The sequence below is a fragment of the Streptomyces sp. NBC_01296 genome, assembly GCF_035984415.1.
In the GTDB taxonomy this organism is placed as follows: Bacteria; Actinomycetota; Actinomycetes; order Streptomycetales; family Streptomycetaceae; genus Streptomyces.
In genome coordinates, this window is sequence record NZ_CP130720.1 from 3,852,773 (window position 1) to 3,871,626 (window position 18,854).

General features: G+C 71.7%; 19 protein-coding genes. 8 read left to right on the plus strand and 11 right to left on the minus strand.

The window, feature by feature from the left end:
- Positions 1-5: 5 nt before the first annotated feature.
- From OG299_RS17180 to OG299_RS17215, 8 genes are read right to left on the minus strand one after another with little or no spacing between them, the layout of a single operon-like run.
- Positions 6-2,006, minus strand: coding sequence for an NADH-quinone oxidoreductase subunit 5 family protein (locus OG299_RS17180; RefSeq protein ID WP_327361923.1), 2,001 nt, complete (start codon positions 2,004-2,006; stop codon positions 6-8).
- A complete protein-coding gene (nuoK, locus tag OG299_RS17185) occupies positions 2,003-2,350 on the minus strand; it encodes an NADH-quinone oxidoreductase subunit NuoK (protein ID WP_266626512.1) in 348 nt (115 codons plus the stop codon). The genes OG299_RS17180 and nuoK overlap by 4 nt, the downstream gene beginning before the upstream one ends.
- On the minus strand, positions 2,350-2,943 hold the full coding sequence (locus OG299_RS17190; RefSeq protein WP_266626514.1) for an NADH-quinone oxidoreductase subunit J family protein: 594 nt from the start codon (positions 2,941-2,943) through the stop codon (positions 2,350-2,352). Before OG299_RS17190 ends, nuoK begins: the two co-directional genes overlap by 1 nt.
- On the minus strand, positions 2,940-3,545 hold the full coding sequence (locus OG299_RS17195) for a NuoI/complex I 23 kDa subunit family protein (protein WP_327361924.1): 606 nt from the start codon (positions 3,543-3,545) through the stop codon (positions 2,940-2,942). The genes OG299_RS17190 and OG299_RS17195 overlap by 4 nt, the downstream gene beginning before the upstream one ends.
- Complete coding sequence (locus OG299_RS17200; RefSeq protein ID WP_266626517.1) at positions 3,545-4,504, minus strand: complex I subunit 1/NuoH family protein; 960 nt, start codon at positions 4,502-4,504, stop codon at positions 3,545-3,547. Before OG299_RS17200 ends, OG299_RS17195 begins: the two co-directional genes overlap by 1 nt.
- The gene (locus tag OG299_RS17205) at positions 4,501-5,919 is read right to left on the minus strand and encodes an NADH-quinone oxidoreductase subunit C (protein WP_327361925.1); all 1,419 of its coding nucleotides are present in this window, start codon (positions 5,917-5,919) and stop codon (positions 4,501-4,503) included. Before OG299_RS17205 ends, OG299_RS17200 begins: the two co-directional genes overlap by 4 nt.
- Positions 5,916-6,518, minus strand: coding sequence for an NADH-quinone oxidoreductase subunit B (locus OG299_RS17210; RefSeq protein WP_327361926.1), 603 nt, complete (start codon positions 6,516-6,518; stop codon positions 5,916-5,918). Before OG299_RS17210 ends, OG299_RS17205 begins: the two co-directional genes overlap by 4 nt.
- Positions 6,509-6,916, minus strand: a complete 408-nt coding sequence (locus OG299_RS17215) for an NADH-quinone oxidoreductase subunit A (RefSeq protein ID WP_030163040.1) — start codon at positions 6,914-6,916, stop codon at positions 6,509-6,511. The genes OG299_RS17210 and OG299_RS17215 overlap by 10 nt, the downstream gene beginning before the upstream one ends.
- Before the next feature lie 147 nt (positions 6,917-7,063).
- Between OG299_RS17215 and OG299_RS17220 the strand changes: the two genes are divergently transcribed.
- The 5 genes from OG299_RS17220 (at position 7,064) to OG299_RS17240 (ending at position 14,020) form a co-directional block, all read left to right on the plus strand.
- Positions 7,064-8,287, plus strand: coding sequence for a sensor histidine kinase (locus tag OG299_RS17220; protein ID WP_327361927.1), 1,224 nt, complete (start codon positions 7,064-7,066; stop codon positions 8,285-8,287).
- Positions 8,288-8,628: 341 nt separating this feature from the next.
- Positions 8,629-9,912, plus strand: coding sequence for a sensor histidine kinase (locus OG299_RS17225; RefSeq protein WP_266626528.1), 1,284 nt, complete (start codon positions 8,629-8,631; stop codon positions 9,910-9,912).
- 157 nt (positions 9,913-10,069) lie between these two features.
- Positions 10,070-10,729 (plus strand): response regulator transcription factor, encoded by a 660-nt coding sequence (locus tag OG299_RS17230; RefSeq protein ID WP_323179101.1) that lies wholly within the window; start codon positions 10,070-10,072, stop codon positions 10,727-10,729.
- A gap of 287 nt (positions 10,730-11,016) precedes the next feature.
- Positions 11,017-12,960 carry a 2-oxoacid:acceptor oxidoreductase subunit alpha gene (locus OG299_RS17235; protein WP_327361928.1) on the plus strand — a complete coding sequence of 648 codons (1,944 nt, stop codon included), beginning with the start codon at positions 11,017-11,019 and terminating at the stop codon, positions 12,958-12,960.
- On the plus strand, positions 12,953-14,020 hold the full coding sequence (locus tag OG299_RS17240) for a 2-oxoacid:ferredoxin oxidoreductase subunit beta (protein ID WP_266626532.1): 1,068 nt from the start codon (positions 12,953-12,955) through the stop codon (positions 14,018-14,020). The genes OG299_RS17235 and OG299_RS17240 overlap by 8 nt, the downstream gene beginning before the upstream one ends.
- Before the next feature lie 82 nt (positions 14,021-14,102).
- Here the strand turns inward: OG299_RS17240 and OG299_RS17245 are convergent, their stop codons facing one another.
- Positions 14,103-14,465: a winged helix-turn-helix transcriptional regulator gene (locus OG299_RS17245; RefSeq protein ID WP_266626534.1), complete on the minus strand. Its 363-nt coding sequence runs from the start codon at positions 14,463-14,465 to the stop codon at positions 14,103-14,105.
- Between the two features lie 110 nt (positions 14,466-14,575).
- On the opposite strand from OG299_RS17245, the gene OG299_RS17250 reads away from it, so the two are divergent.
- The 3 genes from OG299_RS17250 (at position 14,576) to OG299_RS17260 (ending at position 18,142) form a co-directional block, all read left to right on the plus strand.
- Positions 14,576-15,430, plus strand: coding sequence for an SDR family oxidoreductase (locus OG299_RS17250; RefSeq protein WP_327361929.1), 855 nt, complete (start codon positions 14,576-14,578; stop codon positions 15,428-15,430).
- A 188-nt stretch (positions 15,431-15,618) separates the two neighbouring features.
- Positions 15,619-16,575 carry an EamA family transporter RarD gene (gene rarD, locus OG299_RS17255; RefSeq protein ID WP_266626538.1) on the plus strand — a complete coding sequence of 319 codons (957 nt, stop codon included), beginning with the start codon at positions 15,619-15,621 and terminating at the stop codon, positions 16,573-16,575.
- A gap of 250 nt (positions 16,576-16,825) precedes the next feature.
- Positions 16,826-18,142: a M28 family metallopeptidase gene (locus tag OG299_RS17260; RefSeq protein WP_327361930.1), complete on the plus strand. Its 1,317-nt coding sequence runs from the start codon at positions 16,826-16,828 to the stop codon at positions 18,140-18,142.
- A 25-nt stretch (positions 18,143-18,167) separates the two neighbouring features.
- Here the strand turns inward: OG299_RS17260 and OG299_RS17265 are convergent, their stop codons facing one another.
- Both OG299_RS17265 and OG299_RS17270 read right to left on the minus strand, forming a co-directional pair.
- Entirely contained in the window at positions 18,168-18,587 is a 420-nt protein-coding gene (locus OG299_RS17265; protein ID WP_327361931.1) for a hypothetical protein, read from the minus strand.
- Complete coding sequence (locus OG299_RS17270; protein ID WP_266626543.1) at positions 18,584-18,787, minus strand: plasmid partition protein ParG; 204 nt, start codon at positions 18,785-18,787, stop codon at positions 18,584-18,586. The genes OG299_RS17265 and OG299_RS17270 overlap by 4 nt, the downstream gene beginning before the upstream one ends.
- Between the last annotated feature and the right edge of the window lie 67 nt (positions 18,788-18,854).

Below are 18,854 nucleotides of genomic sequence, written 5' to 3' on the forward strand. Positions count from 1 at the left end.
ACGGCTCACGATCCGGCGTTGACGTTGGCGAGGACGGCGGTGGCGATCGCCAGGACCACGGCGCCGGCGAGCAGGGCGCTCAGGTAGCTCTGCACGTTGCCGGTCTGGGCCCGGCGTACGAGGCTGCCGAGCAGCCGGGGGCCGGCGCCCGCGCCGCGGACGTACGTGTCCACGACCTCGCGGTCGAGGAAGCGGACGAGGCTCGCGGCGGCGCGGACGGGGCGGACGAACAGCCGGTCGTAGAGGGCGTCGAGGTGGAAGCCGTCGGCCGCGTGGCGGTGCAGCGGGCCGAGCAGCGCCCGGCCGGGGTCGGGGGCTGCTCCGGCCGGGACGGCGGGGTGGTCGTGGGTGACCTCGGCGACCTCGGGGGTCTCGGCGGCGGACTCCGCGGCGGCGGAGGACGCGGACGCGCCGGCTCCGTAGCCGACGGCGACGGCCTTGGCCGTGGCCCGCTGCCACAGGGCGTAGGTCAGCACCGCGCCGACGGCGGCGGCTCCCGTGCCGAGCACCGAGGTGGTCAGGGACGGGGTGAGTTCGTTGCCGTCGAACCAGTCGGCGATCGGGCCGGCGACGAGGCCGAAGCCGATCGTCGGGATCGCGAGCAGCCACAGCACGCCGGTCATGGCGACGGGCTCCTTGCCGTGGTCGGGGGCGGCGGCGCCCCGGCCGCGGAAGGCCATCAGCCACAGCCGGGTGGCGTAGGCGGCGGTGAGCAGGGCGGTCAGCACGCCGGCGACGAGGACGACCCAGCCGGCGGCGCTGGGAGCGGACTGCGAGTGCCCGCCGGCGGCGTGCTCGGCGGCGACGAGGACGGCTTCCTTGGAGAAGAAGCCGGCGAAGGGCGGAATCGCGGCGAGCGCGAGCAGCGCGATCGTCATGGTCCAGAAGGCGTCGGGGATGCGCTTGGCCAGGCCGTCCATCCGGGACATGGCGGCCAGGGAGTTCGTCCCGGCGGCGTGGATGATCACGCCCGCACCGAGGAACAGGAGTGCCTTGAAGAAGCCGTGGGACAGGAGGTGGAAGACGGCGGCGCCGCGGTCGCCGACGGCCAGGGCCCCGAGCATGTAGCCGAGCTGGCCGACCGTGGAGTAGGCGAGCACGCGCTTGATGTCGTCCTGGGCCAGGGCGGCGAGGCCGGAACCGAGCATCGTGACGGCCGCCATGACGGCCATGACCACCAGTGCGGCCCGGGAGGCCGCGAAGACCGGGAGGAGGCGGGCGACGAAGTAGATACCGGCGGCGACCATCGTCGCGGCGTGGATCAGTGCGGAGACCGGGGTGGGGCCCGCCATGGCGTCCGGGAGCCAGGTGTGCAGCGGGAACTGCGCGGACTTGCCCGCGACGCCGGCGAGCAGGAGGAGCGCGATCAGCGTCGGGTGGTCGAGCCCGCCCGCGGCGACGGTGCCCAGGATCTTGGGGATCTCGAAGGAGTCGGCGTCGGCGGCGAGCGCGAACAGGCCGATCAGGAAGGGGACGTCGCCGAGCTTGGTGACGAGGAAGGCCTTGAGGGAGGCGGAGCGGGCCGCCTCGGTCTCCCAGTAGTGGCCGACGAGGAAGTACGAGCAGATGCCCATGATCTCCCAGCCGACCAGCAGCACCATCAGGTCGCCGGAGTAGACGACGAGCAGCATGGCGGAGGTGAACAGTGACACCAGAGCGGCATACGACGGGTAGCGCGGGTCCTCGCGGAGGTACGCCGTCGAGTAGAGCTGTACGCAGGTGGCGACGACGCCGACCAGCACGGCGACCAGCACGGCGAAGCCGTCCAGGTAGAGCGCGAGGTCGATCGGCACCGAGCCGGTCGGGGTCAGCTCCGTCGAGGCGGCGATCGGCTGGCCGCCGCCCTGGCGGACGGCGACGAGCACGGCCAGCACGGCCGCGGCCAGCACCGGCAGTACCGCGAGGGGCCGGACGAATCCGGGTGCGCTGCGGCCGAGCAGCAGTCCCGCCACCGCGCCCAGGAAGGGCAGGAGCGGGACGAGGACCGCGAGGGTCGTGGTGCTCACGCGGTGACCTCGCTCTGGTTGTTCGGGGCGGGTTCGTGGCCCTCGGCGGTGTCGCGCAGCCGGTCGACGTCGGAGGTGCCGCGGTTGCGGTAGACCATCAGCACGATGGCGAGGCCGATGCCGATCTCGGCGGCGGCGATGGCGATCGTGAACAGGGTGAGGGCCTGGCCGGCGTGGAGGGTGTCGCGCAGCCAGACGTCGAAGGCCACCAGGTTGAGGTTGACGGCGTTGAGCATCAGCTCGACGGACATCAGGACCAGGATGGCGTTGCGGCGGGCGAGCACTCCGTACAGGCCCGTGCTGAAGAGGAGCGCCGCGAGCACGGCGGGATAGGCGAGGTGCATCAGCGCTGCTGCCCCTTCTTGTCATCGGGCTCACCGGCGGCGTCCCTGCGGGAGAGCACGATGGCGCCGATCAGGGCCGCGAGGAGGAGGACGGAGAGCGCTTCGAAGGGCAGTACCCAGTGCTGGAAGAGCATCTCGCCGGTCACCTGGGTGGAGCCCTGGGCGGGGCCGTCGAGATCGATCCAGGTGGTGCGGAACGCGTCGACGACGACCCAGACGAGCGCGGTGGCCGCGACGAGGGCGACGCCGAGGGCGACCCAGCGGTTGTTCGAGTCGGCGTCCGGGGAGCGGCCGATGGGGGCCTTGGTGAGCATCAGCCCGAAGAGGAGGAGGACGACCACGGAACCGAGATAGATCAGGACCTGGACCCAGGCGATGAACTCGGCGGTCAGCAGCAGGTACTCGACGGCGATCCCGCCGAGCGCGACGACCAGCCAGAGGGCGGCGTGCACGAGCTGCTTGGTGGTGACCGTGATCGCGGCCGCGCCGAGGGTGGCGAGGCCGACGAGGACGAAGGCGATCTCGACGCCGGTCGGGGAGAGGAACCCGTTGCCCGTCGCCGCGGCGGCCAGGGCGGTGGCTGCGGGGGTCACGCGTCTCCCTCCGGGGTGTTCGGGGCATCGGTCCCGGGCGCCGCGGGCTCGGCGGGTGCGGCGGCAGCGGCGGCTGCCGCGGCTGCGGCCTCGGCCTTCTCCACCGCCTTGCGGGCGGCGGCGATCTCCTTGGGTTCCTCCGCGGCCGGGTCCAGGGCGGGCGGCGCCGGGACGGTCCACATCCACTCGCGCAGCTTGTCGCGCTCGTGGGTGAGTTCGAGGATGTCCGTCTCCGCGTACTCGAACTCCGGCGACCAGAAGAGGGCGTCGAAGGGGCACACCTCGATGCAGATGCCGCAGTACATGCAGAGGGAGAAGTCGATGGCGAAGCGGTCGAGGACGTTGCGGCTGCGCTCGCGGCCGCCGGGGGCGGCGGCCGGGACCGTCTCCTTGTGGGAGTCGATGTAGATGCACCAGTCGGGGCACTCGCGGGCGCACAGCATGCAGACCGTGCAGTTCTCCTCGAACAGGCCGATGACCCCGCGGGTGCGGGGCGGGAGCTCGGGCTGCACCTCGGGGTACTGGGCGGTGTGCGCGCGCTTCGTCATCGTGCGCAGGGTGACGGCAAGGCCCTTGGCCAGGCCGGATCCGGGGATGGGCATCAGCTGATCGCCACCTTCACGATGCCGGTGAGCGCGATCTGGGCGAGCGCGAGCGGGATGAGTGTGGTCCAGGCGAGCTTCTGGAGCTGGTCCTCGCGCAGTCGCGGGTAGGTGACGCGGAGCCAGATCACGACGAAGGCGAGGACCGCGGTCTTGAGGAGGGTCCAGACCCAGCCGTCGGCGACGGGCCCGTGCCAGCCGCCGAGGAACAGGACGGTGGTGAGGGCGCAGAGGACGACGATGCCGGCGTACTCGGCGAGCAGGAACAGCGCGAAGCGCAGGCCGGTGTACTCGGTGTACGCGCCGAAGATGATCTCGGAGTCGGCGACGGGCATGTCGAAGGGGGGACGCTGGAGTTCGGCGAGGCCGGCGGTGAAGAAGACGAGCGCGCCGGTGATCTGCCAGGGCAGCCACCACCAGTGGAAGGCGCCGACGATGCCGGGGAGGGACACGGTCCCGGCGGCCATGGCGACGGAGGCGGCGGCGAGCAGCATGGGGAGCTCGTACGCGAGGAGCTGCGCGGCGGTGCGCAGGCCTCCCAGCAGGGAGAACTTGTTCGCGGAGGCCCAGCCGGCCATGAGGCTGCCGAGGACGCCGACGCCCATGACGGCGAGTACGAAGAACAGCCCGGCGTCGATGACCTGGCCGACCGCGCCTTCGCCCGGGCCGATGGGGATGGCGATGAGGACGAGGAGGTACGGGAGCAGGGCGACGGCGGGGGCGAGCTGGAAGATGCGGCGGTCGGCGTTGGCCGGGACGACGTCTTCCTTCTGCGCGAATTTCACGCCGTCGGCGACGAGCTGGGCCCAGCCGTGGAAACCACCGGCGTACATGGGGCCGAGGCGGCCCTGCATGTGCGCCATCACCTTGTGCTCGGTCTGCCCGACGACGAGCGGGAGCACGAGGAAGACGGCGAAGACGACGATGAGTCGCAGGGCGACGTCGAGGACGTCGTTCACGCGTCGCCTCCGTTGTCGGATTCGGATTCAGGGGTGTGGCCGGTGCCGGCCTCGGGCTCCGCGCCGGGGTCGGCCGTGCCGGGGGCGGGTGCCTTCGGCTCGGCCTCGGGCCGAGGGCCGGCCTTCGGCTCGGCCTTCGGGCCCGGGGTGGACATCGGCTCGGCCTTCGGGCCCGGCTCGGCCGCGGGTGCGGCGCCGGACTTCGGCTCCGGTGCCGGTGCCGGTGCCGGTGCCAGTGCCGGTGCCGGTGCCGGTGCCGGTGTCGGTTCCGGTGTCGAGCCCTGGTCCGAGTCCTGGTCCGCGAAGGCTGGCTGGGGGTTGTGCCAGGGGGCGTCCGTGCTGCGGGGGGCCGGGCGCCTGCCCGGCGCCACCGTGCGCCCGGCGGCCGCCTGGCTCGCCGAGCCGTCGGCTGCCGTGCGGGCACGGCGGGCCGGACGCGGAGCGGCGTCGGTCTGCGCCGCGTCCTCGGTCCCCGGCTGCCCCGGGGGGACGGCCTGGGACGCGGCCCCGGCCGGGGCATCGGCTCCCGGCGCGGCCGGCGTCGCTCCGGCCTCCGCCGGCGGGACGGCCTGGCTGGCCGAGCCTTCCGATGCCGTGCGGGCACGGCGGGCCGGGCGCGGGGTCTCGGCTCCGGCCTCCGCCGGCGGGACGGCCTGGCTGGCCGAGCCTTCCGAAGCCGTGCGAGTACGACGGGCCGGGCGCGGGGTCTCGGCTCCGGCCTCCGCCGGCGGGGTCGCCGGGTCGGTCGGGGCGTCCGTTGCCGGGCGGGGGCGGCGGGTCGGGGCGCCCTCGCGGGGGGCGCGGGCGGTGCGGGCCGGGCGGGCGGGGGCCGGCGGGAGCTGGCCCTTGAGCGGGCCCCAGTCGTTGGGGTCCGGGACGCCCGGCGGGAGCATCTGGCGGCGCTTCGGGGCGTCGGGGTCGTGCGCCTCGCCCGGCTCCTTGGCGCCCGGCCAGGCCTTCGCGACGCGCGCGGCCAGGACGAAGTCCTTGCGCAGCGGGTGGCCCTCGAAGTTCTCCGGGAGGAGGAGGGGAACCAGGTGCGGGTGGTCGGTGAAGACGACCCCGAACATCTCGTACGTTTCGCGTTCGTGCCATTCCGCGCCCGCGTAGATCGCGACCGCGGAAGGGAGGGAGGGCGCCGAGTGCGGGACCGTCGTGCGCAGGAGCAGGCGGCGTACGCGGTGGTTCTCGAGGGACACGACGTGGGCGCAGATCCGGAAGCCGGTGCCCGGCTCGTCCACCGCGCTCAGCCAGTCGAAGTACGTGCAGCCCAGCTTGTCGCGGGCGATCTCCAGCGACGGGATCCAGCTGCCGACCGGCACGTCGACGGTCAGGACGTCGTACGCGTACTCGGCCACCGCCTCCGCGCCGAAGATCGTCGCAGCCGCGTCGGGGAGGGAGTCGTAGAGGTTCATGCGTCGGCCCCCGGTGCGGGCGGCGGCGTGATCAGGCCGCTGGTGAGCTGCCCGACCGACGGCCCCGCCGCGTAGCGGTCCGCCAGCGATTCCCGAGCGATCTTCTCCTGGAGCTTGAGGATGCCCTGCAGCAGCGCCTCCGGGCGCGGCGGGCAGCCGGGGACGTAGACGTCGACGGGGATGATCTGGTCGACACCCTTCGTCACCGAGTACGAGTCCCAGTACGGCCCGCCGCAGTTGGAGCAGGCGCCGAAGGAGATGACGTACTTCGGCTCCGGCATCTGCTCGTAGAGCCGCTTCACGGCCGGGGCCATCTTGTCCGTCACCGTGCCCGAGACGATCATCAGGTCCGCCTGGCGCGGGCCGGGGGCGAAGGGGATCACGCCGAGCCGGATGAAGTCGTGCCGGGCCATCGACGCGGCGATGAACTCGATCGCGCAGCAGGCGAGGCCGAAGTTGAAGACCCACAGGCTGTAGCGGCGGCCCCAGTTCAGGACCACCTTCATGGGTTCCGGGGCGAGGCGGGAGAGGACTCCCAGTCTCCTGGGCTCCGGGAGCAGCTGGGGCTCGGCCGGCGTCGCGGCCGGTGTCACGTCCATTCGAGGACGCCCTTCTTGTACGCGTAGAGCAGGCCGACGGCCAGGAAGCCCAGGAAGATGAACATCTCCACGAGCGTCGTGGCGCCGTAACCGGCGGCGGCGAACACCGTCGCCCACGGGAAGAGGAAGATCGAGTCGACGGCGAAGATGACGTAGAGGAACGCGTACACGTAGTAGCGGACCTGGGTGTGCGCCCAGCCCTCGCCGACGGGGTCGACACCGCACTCGTACGTCAGCAGCTTCTCAGGGGTCGGGACGACCGGTCTCAGCAGGCGGCCCGCGCCGAACGCGACGGCCACGAAGAGCACACCGAGGACGGCCAGCAGGCCGACGACCGAATAACTCCGGAAATAGTCCGCTGCGAGCACGGTTACGGTCGATACCGTTGGGTCGGGCACGTCCGTTCCTCGCTCCTTGGCCACTGTCGACGATCTGGTACGGACGGGAGTCTAGGGCCTGGTTCACACAGGGTGGGGTTATCCCCCGTTTACTGCGGCCCGGCTGCCCCATGGCACCCGCGCGGCGATATTGGCAGGCTGGGGCGCATGACCGCGCGCATTCAAGTCTCCCACCAGGATCCCGACAACGACCGGCCTCCCCCCGTACGCCCGGCCCTGGGGTCCGTGGCGTGGAAAGAGACCGTCCATCTGTTGAGCAATCTTCCGCTCGCACTCGTCGGGTTCGTCTACACCGTGACCATGGTGGCGACCGCGGGCGGCCTGTCCGTGACCGCGATCGGTCTTCCGCTGCTCGCAGGCGGCCTGCTCGCGTCCCGCCAGCTGGGACGGCTGGAGCGGACGAGGGCGCGCGCACTGCTCGGCGTACGGGTGGAGGAGCCGACCCCGCTGCCGGGGCCGCGGCGGGCCGGCGGGTTCTTCCCCTGGCTGTGGGCGGGCGTGAAGGACCCGGTGGCCTGGCGGACCGTGCTGTACGAGCTGGTGCGGCTGCCGTGGGGGGTGCTGACCTTCGCGGTGGCGCTGGTCGGGCTGCTGGTGCTGTGGCCGGTGCTGCCGTACGTGGTGCGCTGGCTGTCGAACGTGGACCGGCTGATGGTACGGGGGCTGCTGTCGCCCTCGGACGAGCTGGAGCGGCGGATCGCGGAGCTGGAGTCCGACCGGGGGGTGGTCGTCGACACGGCGGCGGCCGACCTGCGGCGCATCGAGCGGGACCTGCACGACGGCGCGCAGGCGCGGCTGGTGGCGCTGGCGATGGGGCTGGGCCTGGCCAAGGAGAAGCTGCTGGAGGATCCCGAGGGGGCGGCGGCGATGGTGGACGAGGCGCACGGGGAAGTGAAGCTGGCGCTGCAGGAGCTGCGGGACCTGGCGCGGGGGATCCACCCGGCGGTGCTGACGGACCGGGGGCTGGATGCGGCGCTGTCGTCGGTGGCGTCGCGGTGCGTGGTGCCGGTGAAGGTGGCGGTGGATCTGCCGGAGCGGCCTGCGGCCGCGATCGAGGGGATCGCGTACTTCACGGTGTCGGAGCTGCTGCAGAACGTGAGCAAGCATGCGGGGGCGCGCATCGCGAGCGTGGAGGTGTGGCGGACTGCGGCCGCGGGCGGCGGCCGGGCCGGGGGCGAACCCGGGGCCGGGGCGCGGCTTTTGATACGGGTGTCGGATGACGGGCGGGGCGGGGCCGATGCGGTGGGCGGGTCGGGTCTGGCGGGGCTGGCGGAGCGGCTGCGGGCCGTGGACGGGGTGTTCGTCGTCGACTCCCCCGAGGGGGAGGGGACGGTGGTGACGGCGGAGTTGCCGTGGCGCGGGCGCGGCTGATGCCGTGGCGCGGGCGCGGCTGATGCCGGGGCCCGGGCGCGGCTGATGCCGGGGCCCGGGCGCGGCTGATGCCGGGGCCCGGGCGCGGCTGATGCCGGGGCCCGGGCGCGGGCCCGGGCTGCGGGCTGCGGGCTGCGGGCTGCGGGCTGCGGGCTGCGGGCTGACTGATCGGGACTCCCGTCCGGGGTGTGGGCGGGGGTCCCGTCCGGTTATGCGACCGGTGGAGGGGGTGGTGGGGTTATCCCCCCTGTCGGGACGCCTACCTGCCCGATGGATCCGGGGCGGGGCCGGGCGGGAGGGTGGGGGTGGGTCATCGGGATGGCGAAGGGCGGGTTGGGATCATGCGGATCGGTGGGGTGCTGCGGGCTCCGGTCGAGCGGCGGACGTGGCGGGAGTTCGGGTACCTGATGCTCGGGCTGCCGTTGAGCGTGCTGTACTTCTCGCTCGCGATCACCGGCGTCAGCCTCGGCGCCGGGCTGCTCGTCACCTTCCTCGGGATCCCGGTCCTCGCCGGGGTGCTCGCCATGTGCCGCGGGTTCGGGCGGCTCGAGCGGGCCCGGGTGCGCGGGCTGCTCGGGGTCGAGATCGCCGAGCCCGCGCCCGTCCGCGCCGGGAAGCGGGGTCCGCTCGCCGCCATGGGCGCGATGCTCAAGAGCGGCAGCGCCTGGCGGCACGCGCTGTACTCGGTGATCCACCTCCCGTGGGCGATCTTCGCCTTCACCGTGGCACTGGTGTTCTGGGCGTACGGATGGGCCTTCCTGCTGTACCCGGCGTGGTTCTGGGTCTTCCCGGCCTACACCGACATGCCGGGGCTGCAGCTGTTCCAGAACGGCGACTACACCCTGTACCTGGACACGCCGCTCGACATCGCCCTCGCCTGCCTGGCCGGGCTCGGGCTCACCCTGGCCACGCCCTGGGTGGTGCGGGCCCTGACCACCGTCGACCGCGTCCTCGTCGGCGGGCTGCTCGGGCCGTCGCGCCTCGACCACCGCGTCACGGAGCTGGAGTCGGACCGCGGGGTCGTGGTCGACACCGCCGCCGCCGACCTGCGGCGCATCGAGCGGGACCTGCACGACGGCGCGCAGGCCCGCCTCGTGGCGCTGGCCATGGACCTGGGGCTGGCGAAGGAGAAGCTCGCCGAGGACCCCCGCGCCGCCGCCCGGATGGTGGACGAGGCGCACGGGGAGGTGAAGATCGCGCTGCAGGAGCTGCGCGACCTGGCCCGCGGGATCCACCCGGCCGTGCTGACGGACCGCGGTCTGGACGCGGCGCTGTCCTCCGTGGCCTCCCGGTGCGCGGTGCCGGTGCGGGTGTCCGTGGACCTGCCGGACCGGCCGGCCTCCGCCGTCGAGGGGATCGCGTACTTCACCGTCTCGGAGCTGCTGCAGAACGTCAGCAAGCACTCGGGGGCCCGTACCGCAGGTGTGGACGTGTGGAAGTCCGGGGACCGGCTGCTGATCCAGGTCGCGGACGACGGGCGCGGCGGCGCGGCCACCGACGGCACGGGCACCGGGCTGGCGGGGCTCGCCGAGCGGCTGGGCGCCGTGGACGGGGTGCTGGTCGTGGACTCGCCGGCCGGCAGCGGCACCACCGTCACCGCAGAGCTCCCCTGGCGTACCCGGTAGATCCCGGACGAACCCCGACAGCACCACGGCTTCGGCTCCCGCGGCCACGCGTTGATCCGGTCTCGCCTACATCCGTCCTCGAGGCTGGGATGCTTGGCTGAGTCAGGGACATCGGGGAACGTGTGAACGCGGGAGCTGCTGGATCGTGGAAGACAGGGTGCGGGTGGTCATCGCCGAGGATTCAGTGCTGCTGCGTGAGGGCCTGACCCGGTTGCTGACCGACCGGGGGCATGACGTCGTAGCGGGCGTCGGGGACGCGGAAGCCCTGATCAAGACGGTGGCGGAGCTGGCGGACGAGAACGCGTTGCCGGATGTGGTGGTGGCCGACGTACGGATGCCGCCGACGCACACCGACGAAGGCGTACGGGCCGCCGTACGGCTGCGCCGGGAGCATCCCGGGATAGGCGTGCTCGTGCTGTCGCAGTACGTGGAGGAGCAGTACGCCACCGAACTGCTGGCCGGTTCCAGTACCGGAGTGGGGTACCTGCTCAAGGACCGCGTGGCCGACGTACGGGAGTTCCTGGACGCCGTCGTACGCGTGGCCCGGGGCGGGACCGCCCTGGACCCCGAGGTGGTCGCCCAGCTGCTCGGGCGCAGCCGGAAGCAGGACGTGCTGGCGGGGCTGACCCCGCGCGAGCGCGAGGTGCTGGGCCTGATGGCCGAGGGCCGGACCAATTCGGCGGTGGCCAAGCAGCTCGTGGTCAGCGACGGAGCGGTGGAGAAGCACGTCAGCAACATCTTCATGAAGCTCGGGCTGTCCCCGAGCGACGGGGACCACCGGCGCGTCCTGGCCGTCCTCACCTACCTGCGGTCCTGATCGGACCACGTCCTGATCGAAACACGGGGGCATTGATCAAAACCTTGATCAACTGACACTCTGTCAGGTACGGCAGTACCGCACCTGGCCGCAGGGAGCTCGAACTATTTCTGCACGGCACGCAATCTCGGAATCTCTCGGAATTCCGCGGAATCCCGCGGAATTCTCTCGACAGACCGCCGCAGACGACGGTCCAGAATACGAGCGTCCCCCGAGGAGGCCACTCCTACCGACGTAGGGTTGACCTTGGGAGCGGGAACGCCAAGCCTCGAAGGAGGTCCAGTTCAGTGACCAGCCAGGTCAGTAGCCCAGCCGAACAGGCCGACGGGGCCGAAGGGGCTGTAGTCGGCGAACAACGGACACCCCCGGACCCGAGCGGCAAGGAAGTACGCCGCCTCGACCGGGTGATCATCCGGTTCGCAGGTGACTCGGGTGACGGCATGCAGCTCACCGGCGACCGGTTCACCTCGGAGACGGCTTCCTTCGGGAACGACCTCTCCACACTGCCGAACTTCCCGGCCGAGATCCGCGCCCCTGCCGGCACCCTGCCGGGCGTCTCCTCGTTCCAGCTGCATTTCGCCGATCACGACATCCTGACGCCGGGCGACGCCCCGAACGTACTGGTGGCGATGAATCCGGCGGCGCTGAAGGCGAACATCGGGGACGTCCCGCGCGGCGCCGAGATCATCATCAATACCGATGAATTCACGAAGCGCCCGATGGCCAAGGTGGGCTACGAGACCTCACCGCTGGAAGACGGCTCGCTGGGCGCCTACAACATCCACCCGGTGCCGCTGACGACGCTCACGGTCGAGGCGCTGAAGGACTTCGGGCTCCCCCGCAAGGAGGCCGAGCGCAGCAAGAACATGTTCGCGCTGGGCCTGCTGTCGTGGATGTACCACCGGCCCACCGAGGGCACGGAGAGCTTCCTGCGGCAGAAGTTCGCGAAGAAGCCCGACATCGCCGAGGCGAACGTGGCCGCCTTCCGGGCGGGCTGGAACTTCGGCGAGACGACGGAGGACTTCGCGGTCTCCTACGAGGTGGCCCCGGCGACCCGCGCCTTCCCGACCGGCACGTACCGCAACATCTCCGGGAACCTGGCCCTCGCCTACGGGCTGATCGCTGCGGGCCGGCAGGCCGACCTGCCGCTCTACCTGGGCTCGTACCCGATCACCCCGGCCTCGGACATCCTGCACGAGCTGAGCAAGCACAAGAACTTCGGCGTGCGCACGTTCCAGGCCGAGGACGAGATCGCCGGCATCGGCGCGGCGCTCGGCGCGGCCTTCGGCGGCGCCCTCGGCGTGACCACCACCTCCGGCCCCGGAGTCGCGCTCAAGTCCGAGACGATCGGGCTCGCGGTCTCGCTCGAGCTGCCGCTGCTGGTCGTGGACATCCAGCGCGGCGGCCCCTCCACGGGCCTGCCGACCAAGACCGAGCAGGCGGACCTGCTCCAGGCCATGTACGGGCGCAACGGCGAGGCCCCGGTGCCGATCGTGGCCCCGAAGACCCCCGCGGACTGCTTCGACGCGGCCCTGGACGCGGCGCGGATCGCGCTGACGTACCGGACGCCGGTGTTCCTGCTCTCCGACGGGTACCTCGCGAACGGCTCCGAGCCCTGGCGGATCCCGGACATCGCGGATCTCCCGGACCTGAAGACGCCCTTCGCGACGGGCCCCAACCAGCAGCTCGCGGACGGCACCGAGGTCTTCTGGCCGTACAAGCGCGACCCGCAGACGCTGGCCCGCCCGTGGGCGGTCCCCGGGACGCCCGGTCTGGAGCACCGGATCGGCGGCATCGAGAAGCAGGACGGCACGGGCAACATCTCGTACGACCCGGCCAACCACGACTTCATGGTCCGCACCCGCCAGGCCAAGATCGACGGCATCGAGGTTCCCGACCTGCAGGTCGACGACCCCGACCGGGCCCGCACCCTCGTCATCGGCTGGGGCTCCACCTACGGCCCGATCACCGCCGCGGTCCGCCGGCTGCGGAACGCCGGGATCCCGATCGCACAAGCACATCTGCGCCACGTCAACCCCTTCCCGAGGAATCTCGGAGAGGTCCTGAAGGGTTACGACAAGGTAGTGGTGCCGGAGATGAACCTCGGGCAGCTCGCCACCCTGATCCGGGCGAAGTACCTGGTCGACGCCCAGTCGTACACCCAGGTCAACGGAATGCCGTTCAAGGCTGAGCAGCTCGCGAAGGTTCTCGAGGAGGCCATCAATGACTGAGGTGACCGACGCCCCCCACCTGCTCTCGCTCGTCCCCAAGGCCGAGGCCAGGCAGTCCATGAAGGACTTCAAGTCGGACCAGGAGGTCCGCTGGTGCCCCGGCTGCGGCGACTACGCGGTGCTCGCGGCCGTCCAGGGCTTCATGCCCGAGCTCGGACTGGCGAAGGAGAACATCGTCTTCGTCTCCGGCATCGGCTGCTCCTCCCGCTTCCCGTACTACATGAACACGTACGGAATGCACTCCATCCACGGCCGCGCCCCGGCGATCGCCACCGGCCTGGCCACCTCGCGCCGCGACCTGTCGGTGTGGGTGGTCACCGGTGACGGCGACGCGCTCTCCATCGGCGGAAACCACCTGATCCACGCGCTGCGCCGCAACGTCAACCTCAAGATCCTGCTCTTCAACAACCGGATCTACGGGCTGACCAAGGGCCAGTACTCGCCGACCTCCGAGGTCGGCAAGATCACCAAGTCCACGCCGATGGGCTCGCTGGACGCCCCCTTCAACCCGGTGTCCCTGGCGCTCGGCGCCGAGGCCTCCTTCGTGGCCCGGACCGTCGACTCCGACCGCAAGCACCTCACCGAGGTGCTCCGGGCGGCCGCGGACCACCAGGGCACGGCGCTGGTGGAGATCTACCAGAACTGCAACATCTTCAACGACGGCGCCTTCGAGGTCCTGAAGGACAACACGCAGGCGCAGGAGGCGGTGATCCGGCTGGAGCACGGGCAGCCGATCCGCTTCGGCGTCGACGGGCACAAGGGCGTCGTACGCAACCAGGCCACCGGGGAGCTGGAGGTCGTCGCGGTGACCCCGGAGAACGAGTCCCGGATCCTGGTCCACGACGCGCACACCACCGGCCCGACCGCCGCGTTCGCGCTGTCCCGGCTGGCCGACCCCGACACCCTGCACCAGACGCCCATCGGGGTGTTCCGCAGCGTGGAGCGGCCGGTCTACGACACGCTGATGGCCGAGCAGCTCGACACGGCCATCGACAACAAGGGCAAGGGCGACCTCAGCACCCTGCTCGCCGGCAACGACACGTGGACGGTCGTCGGCTGACCCCTGCGACCCGCACCCCTGTACGCCGCTGCGCGGATGCGCCCGTACCGGCGACGGCCCGGCCCGGCCCGGAGTTCCAGCCTCAGGAGCTCCGGGCTTCGTCGTACACGGCGCGGGCCGCCTGGACGTCGGCGGTGCGCCGCTCGGTCCAGCGGGCGAGGGCCCACACCTGCTCGGCGGCCTCGCGCCCCAGCTCGGTGAGCGAGTAGTCCACCCGCGGCGGGATCACGGGCTGGGCGTCGCGCAGCAGGAACCCGTCGCGCTCCAGCGTCTGCAAGGTCTGGGCCAGCATCTTCTCGCTGACGCCGCCCACCTCCCGGCGCAGTTCGCTGAACCGGTACGAGCGCTCGACGAGGGCGGCCAGAACCAGCACGCCCCAGCGGCTGGTGACGTGCTCCAGCACTCCGCGGGAGGGGCACATCGGGGCCTTCACACTTACCTTCATGCCAGTACCTTACTTTGAAGTGGGTACTTACGAAAGGTTAGCGCTTCCTTTTAGTGTGGTGCCGTACCGCGAAGCAACACGCGGCCCCCCGAACGCAAGGAGCGCACCCCATGAGCATCGTCGTCACCGGAGCCACCGGAGCCCTCGGCCGCCTCGTCGTCGAGGAGCTGCTGAACCGGGTCCCCGCCGAGCGCGTCGCCGTCGTCGTCCGCAGCAAGGAGAAGGCCGCCGAACTGGCCGAGCGCGGCGTCGAGGTGCGCGTCGCGGACTACGACGCCCCCGAGACCCTGGCCGCCGCCTTCCGCTCCGGCGACCGCGTCCTGCTGATCTCCGGCAACGAGGTCGGCCGCCGGGTGCCGCAGCACACCGCGGTGATCGAGGCCGCGCAGGCCGCCGGCGTGGCCCAGCTCGCGTACACCGGGATCCTCGGCGGCCCCGAGGCCGACTTCGACCTGGCCGCCGAGCACAAGGTCACCGAGCAGGCGATCCTCGACTCCGGCCTCCCGTACACCTTCCTGCGCAACGGCTGGTACCACGAGAACTACACGCACCACCTCCCCACCGTCCTGGAGCACGGCGCGGTCGTGGGCAGCGCGGGCGCAGGCCGGATCGCCTCCGCCGCGCGGGCGGACTACGCGGCCGCGGCGGCCGCCGTACTGACCGGCGAGGGCCACCTGAACCAGGTGTACGAGCTCTCCGGCGACACGGCGTGGAGCCTGGCGGAGTACGCGGCCGAGATCGCGGCGCAGTCCGGCAAGGAGGTCGCGTACACCGAGGTCCCGGCCGACGCGCACCTGTCGATCCTGACCGGCGCCGGGGTCCCCGAGGGCTTCGCGGCGATCCTCGTCGACGTGGACGCGGCGATCTCCCGCGGCCGGCTGGCGCACACCGGCGGAGACCTGTCCCGGCTCATCGGCCGTCCGACGACCCCGGTGGCCCACGCGATCACCTCCGCCCTGGCCTGAGCCGGACCGGCCACGGCCTGAGCCGGACCGCCCACGGCCCGGGCCCCACCGGCCACGGCCTGAGCCCGCACCGCCCCGGTCGCACAAGACCTCGGAGGTGTCATGAGTATCTCCCACTTACGGGCATGACATCCGGCTCGTCCGGCGCTACCTTCGTCAAGTTGGCTGGATTGTGACTGGAGGCCCCCGTGAAGGCGGAAAACGAGCAGCGCACGGGTTTGCTCTACGGATTCGGCGCATACGGAATGTGGGGGCTGGTCCCCCTCTTCTGGCCGCTGCTCAAGCCCTCCGGGGCCATCGAGATCCTCGCCCACCGCATGGTGTGGTCGCTGGGCGTGGTCGGGATCCTGCTGCTGGCCATGCGCCGCTGGGCCTGGATACGGGAGCTGCTCCGCCAGCCCCGCAAGCTCGCCCTGACCGCGCTCGCCGCCTCGGTGATCTCCGTGAACTGGGGCCTGTACATCTGGGCCGTGAACAACGGCGCGGTCGTCGAGGCCAGCCTGGGCTACTTCATCAACCCGCTCGTCACCATCGCGATCGGCGTGCTGGTCCTCGGTGAGCGGCTGCGCCGGGCGCAGTGGGCGGCGGTCGCCATCGGCGTCTGCGCGGTGGTGGTGCTCGCCGTCGGGTACGGGCGGCCGCCGTGGATCTCGCTGGTGCTGGCCTTCTCGTTCGCGGCCTACGGGCTGATCAAGAAGAAGCTCAACATGGGCGGGGTCGAGTCGCTCGCCGCCGAGACCGCGCTGCTGTTCCTGCCCGCCCTCGGCTACCTGCTGTGGCTCGGCGCGCAGGGCAGGTCGAGCTTCGCCACAGAGGGCCTCGGGCACGGGGCGCTGCTCGCCGCGACCGGGCTGGTCACCGCGATCCCGCTGGTCTGCTTCGGGGCGGCCGCGATCCGGGTCCCGCTGTCCACGCTCGGGCTGCTCCAGTACCTGGCCCCGGTGTTCCAGTTCGGGCTCGGCGTCGTGTACTTCCACGAGGCGATGCCGCCCGAGCGCTGGGCCGGGTTCTCCCTGGTCTGGGCCGCGCTGGCGCTGCTGACCTGGGATGCGCTGCGTACGGCGGGCAAGAACCGGGCCCGGCTCGAAGCGGCCCGGGCCGCCCGGCCGGCGACGGCCCCGGAGCCCGAGCCCGAGCCCGCGTAAGACCGGGTAGCACCGGGCGCCCCGCCCCCATACCCCCACGATCCCCGCTACGGAACTCTCCCCCAGCTACCGCTGGGAGGTGCCCCCAGTAGCGGGGATCGTCCGTTTTCCGAACCACCCTGACCGAATCTCGGTCTTGACGGACAGTCACACTCCCACTGAACATCAGGCTCGCACTGACGCACGATCGCTCACTTGCGCCACCCCGCACGTTCCGTTCAATCCCCAACGGAATTCCGGAGTCCCCCACATGAGCCTGTCCGTCTCCCGGCGTCTCGCCGCCGTGACCGCGATCGCGGTCGCCGGCCTGTTCGCCTCCACCGCCCCCGCCGCACTCGCCGCCCCCACGGCGGCGGCCGCGGCGCCGACACCGCCCGACATCCCGGTGGCCAACGTCAAGGCACACCTGGCGCAGCTCCAGTCCATAGCCACCGCCAACGGCGGCAACCGCGCCCACGGCAGGGCCGGCTACAAGGCCTCGATCGACTACGTGAAGGCCAAGCTCGACGCGGCCGGCTTCACGACCACCCTGCAGACCTTCACCAGCAGCGGCGCGACCGGCTACAACCTGATCGCCGACTGGCCGGGCGGCGACCCGAACTCGGTGCTGATGACCGGCTCGCACCTGGACTCGGTGACCGCCGGTCCCGGCATCAACGACAACGGATCCGGCTCGGCCGCGATCCTGGAGACGGCGCTGGCCGTCTCGCGCGCACAGCTCCAGCCCACCAAGCACCTGCGGTTCGGCTGGTGGGGCGCGGAGGAGCTCGGCATGATCGGCTCGAAGTACTACGTGAACAACCTGCCGGCCGCCGAGAAGTCGAAGATCTCCGGGTACCTGAACTTCGACATGATCGGCTCGCCGAACCCGGGCTACTTCGTCTACGACGACGACCCGACCATCGAGCAGACCTTCAAGAACTACTACGCGGGGATCGGCATCCCGACGGAGATCGAGACCGAGGGCGACGGCCGTTCCGACCACGCCCCGTTCAAGAGCGCGGGCATCCCGGTCGGCGGCCTGTTCTCCGGCGCCGACTACACGAAGACGGCGGCTCAGGCGCAGAAGTGGGGCGGCACCTCCGGGCAGGCCTTCGACCGCTGCTACCACTCCTCGTGCGACACCTCGGCGAACATCGACGACACCGCCCTGGACCGCAACTCCGACGCGATCGCCTACGCGATCTGGAACCTCGGTGCGGCCACCCAGGTCCCGCCGGGCCAGTCCTTCGAGAACACGGCGGACGTGAACATCCCGGACTCCCCCGGCGCCGCGGTGACCTCGCCGATCACGGTCTCCGGCGTCACGGGCAACGCCCCGGCCACCACCAAGGTCGACGTGAACATCGTCCACACCTACCGCGGTGACCTCGTGGTCGACCTGATCGCCCCCGACGGCACCGTCTACAACCTCCACAACCGCAGCGGCGGCAGCGCCGACAACCTCGTCCAGACGTACACCGTCAACGCCTCGAGCGAGGCGGCCAACGGCGTCTGGAAGCTCCAGGCCAAGGACGGGGCGGCGCAGGACGTCGGCTACATCAACAGCTGGAAGATCACCTTCTAGCGCTCGCCCCGGGGGGCGCACCCACTCAGGGCGCGTCCTCCGTACGGGCCTGCGGCGGGACCGTCAGCGGCTCCCGTATCAGCGCGCGGAGCTCCTCGGCCACCGCGCCGATGTCCGCGCGGCCCAGCTTCGCAGCCTCCACCAGATCACCGAGGTCCTCCGGCGAGGGCAGCTGCTTGGCTCCCGCCACCTGCAGGTACGAGCGGGTGGCGGCGGCCGCGTAGAACTCGTTCATCGGCGATTCCAGCGCGGGGCACACCGCGAGGGTGTGCAGAAACGCGGCGGCCCGCCACGCGGTGTCCGGGGCGGGCTGTTCGGGCACCAGGACGAGGTCGTTCTGGTGCCGGGCGACCGCGGCGGCCACCCCGGAGGGATCCCACACGGCGGGATCCGACGGGAGATGGTGGGCCAGAGCGGTCCAGGCCCACTCCATGGTGATCTTCAATTGCCGAACCGCTCCTGGAAGTAGCTCCAGTGGTCGGCGAACTCCTCGATGCCGGAAAGGAAGTTCTTCCGGTCCTCGTCGAGTTCGCGCTCCGTCACCTCGGTGATCAGCGCGGTGACCGTCGTCCCCAGCGCCGCCGCGCGCGCCTTGAGGCGCTCGTGGAACTCTTCGTCCAGGCGGATGGTGACGTGTTTCGACATGCTTTTCACGGTACAGCGAGCCTGCTGTACACAGGGCCGGAACGGCCGAAGGGTGGGCAGGGACACA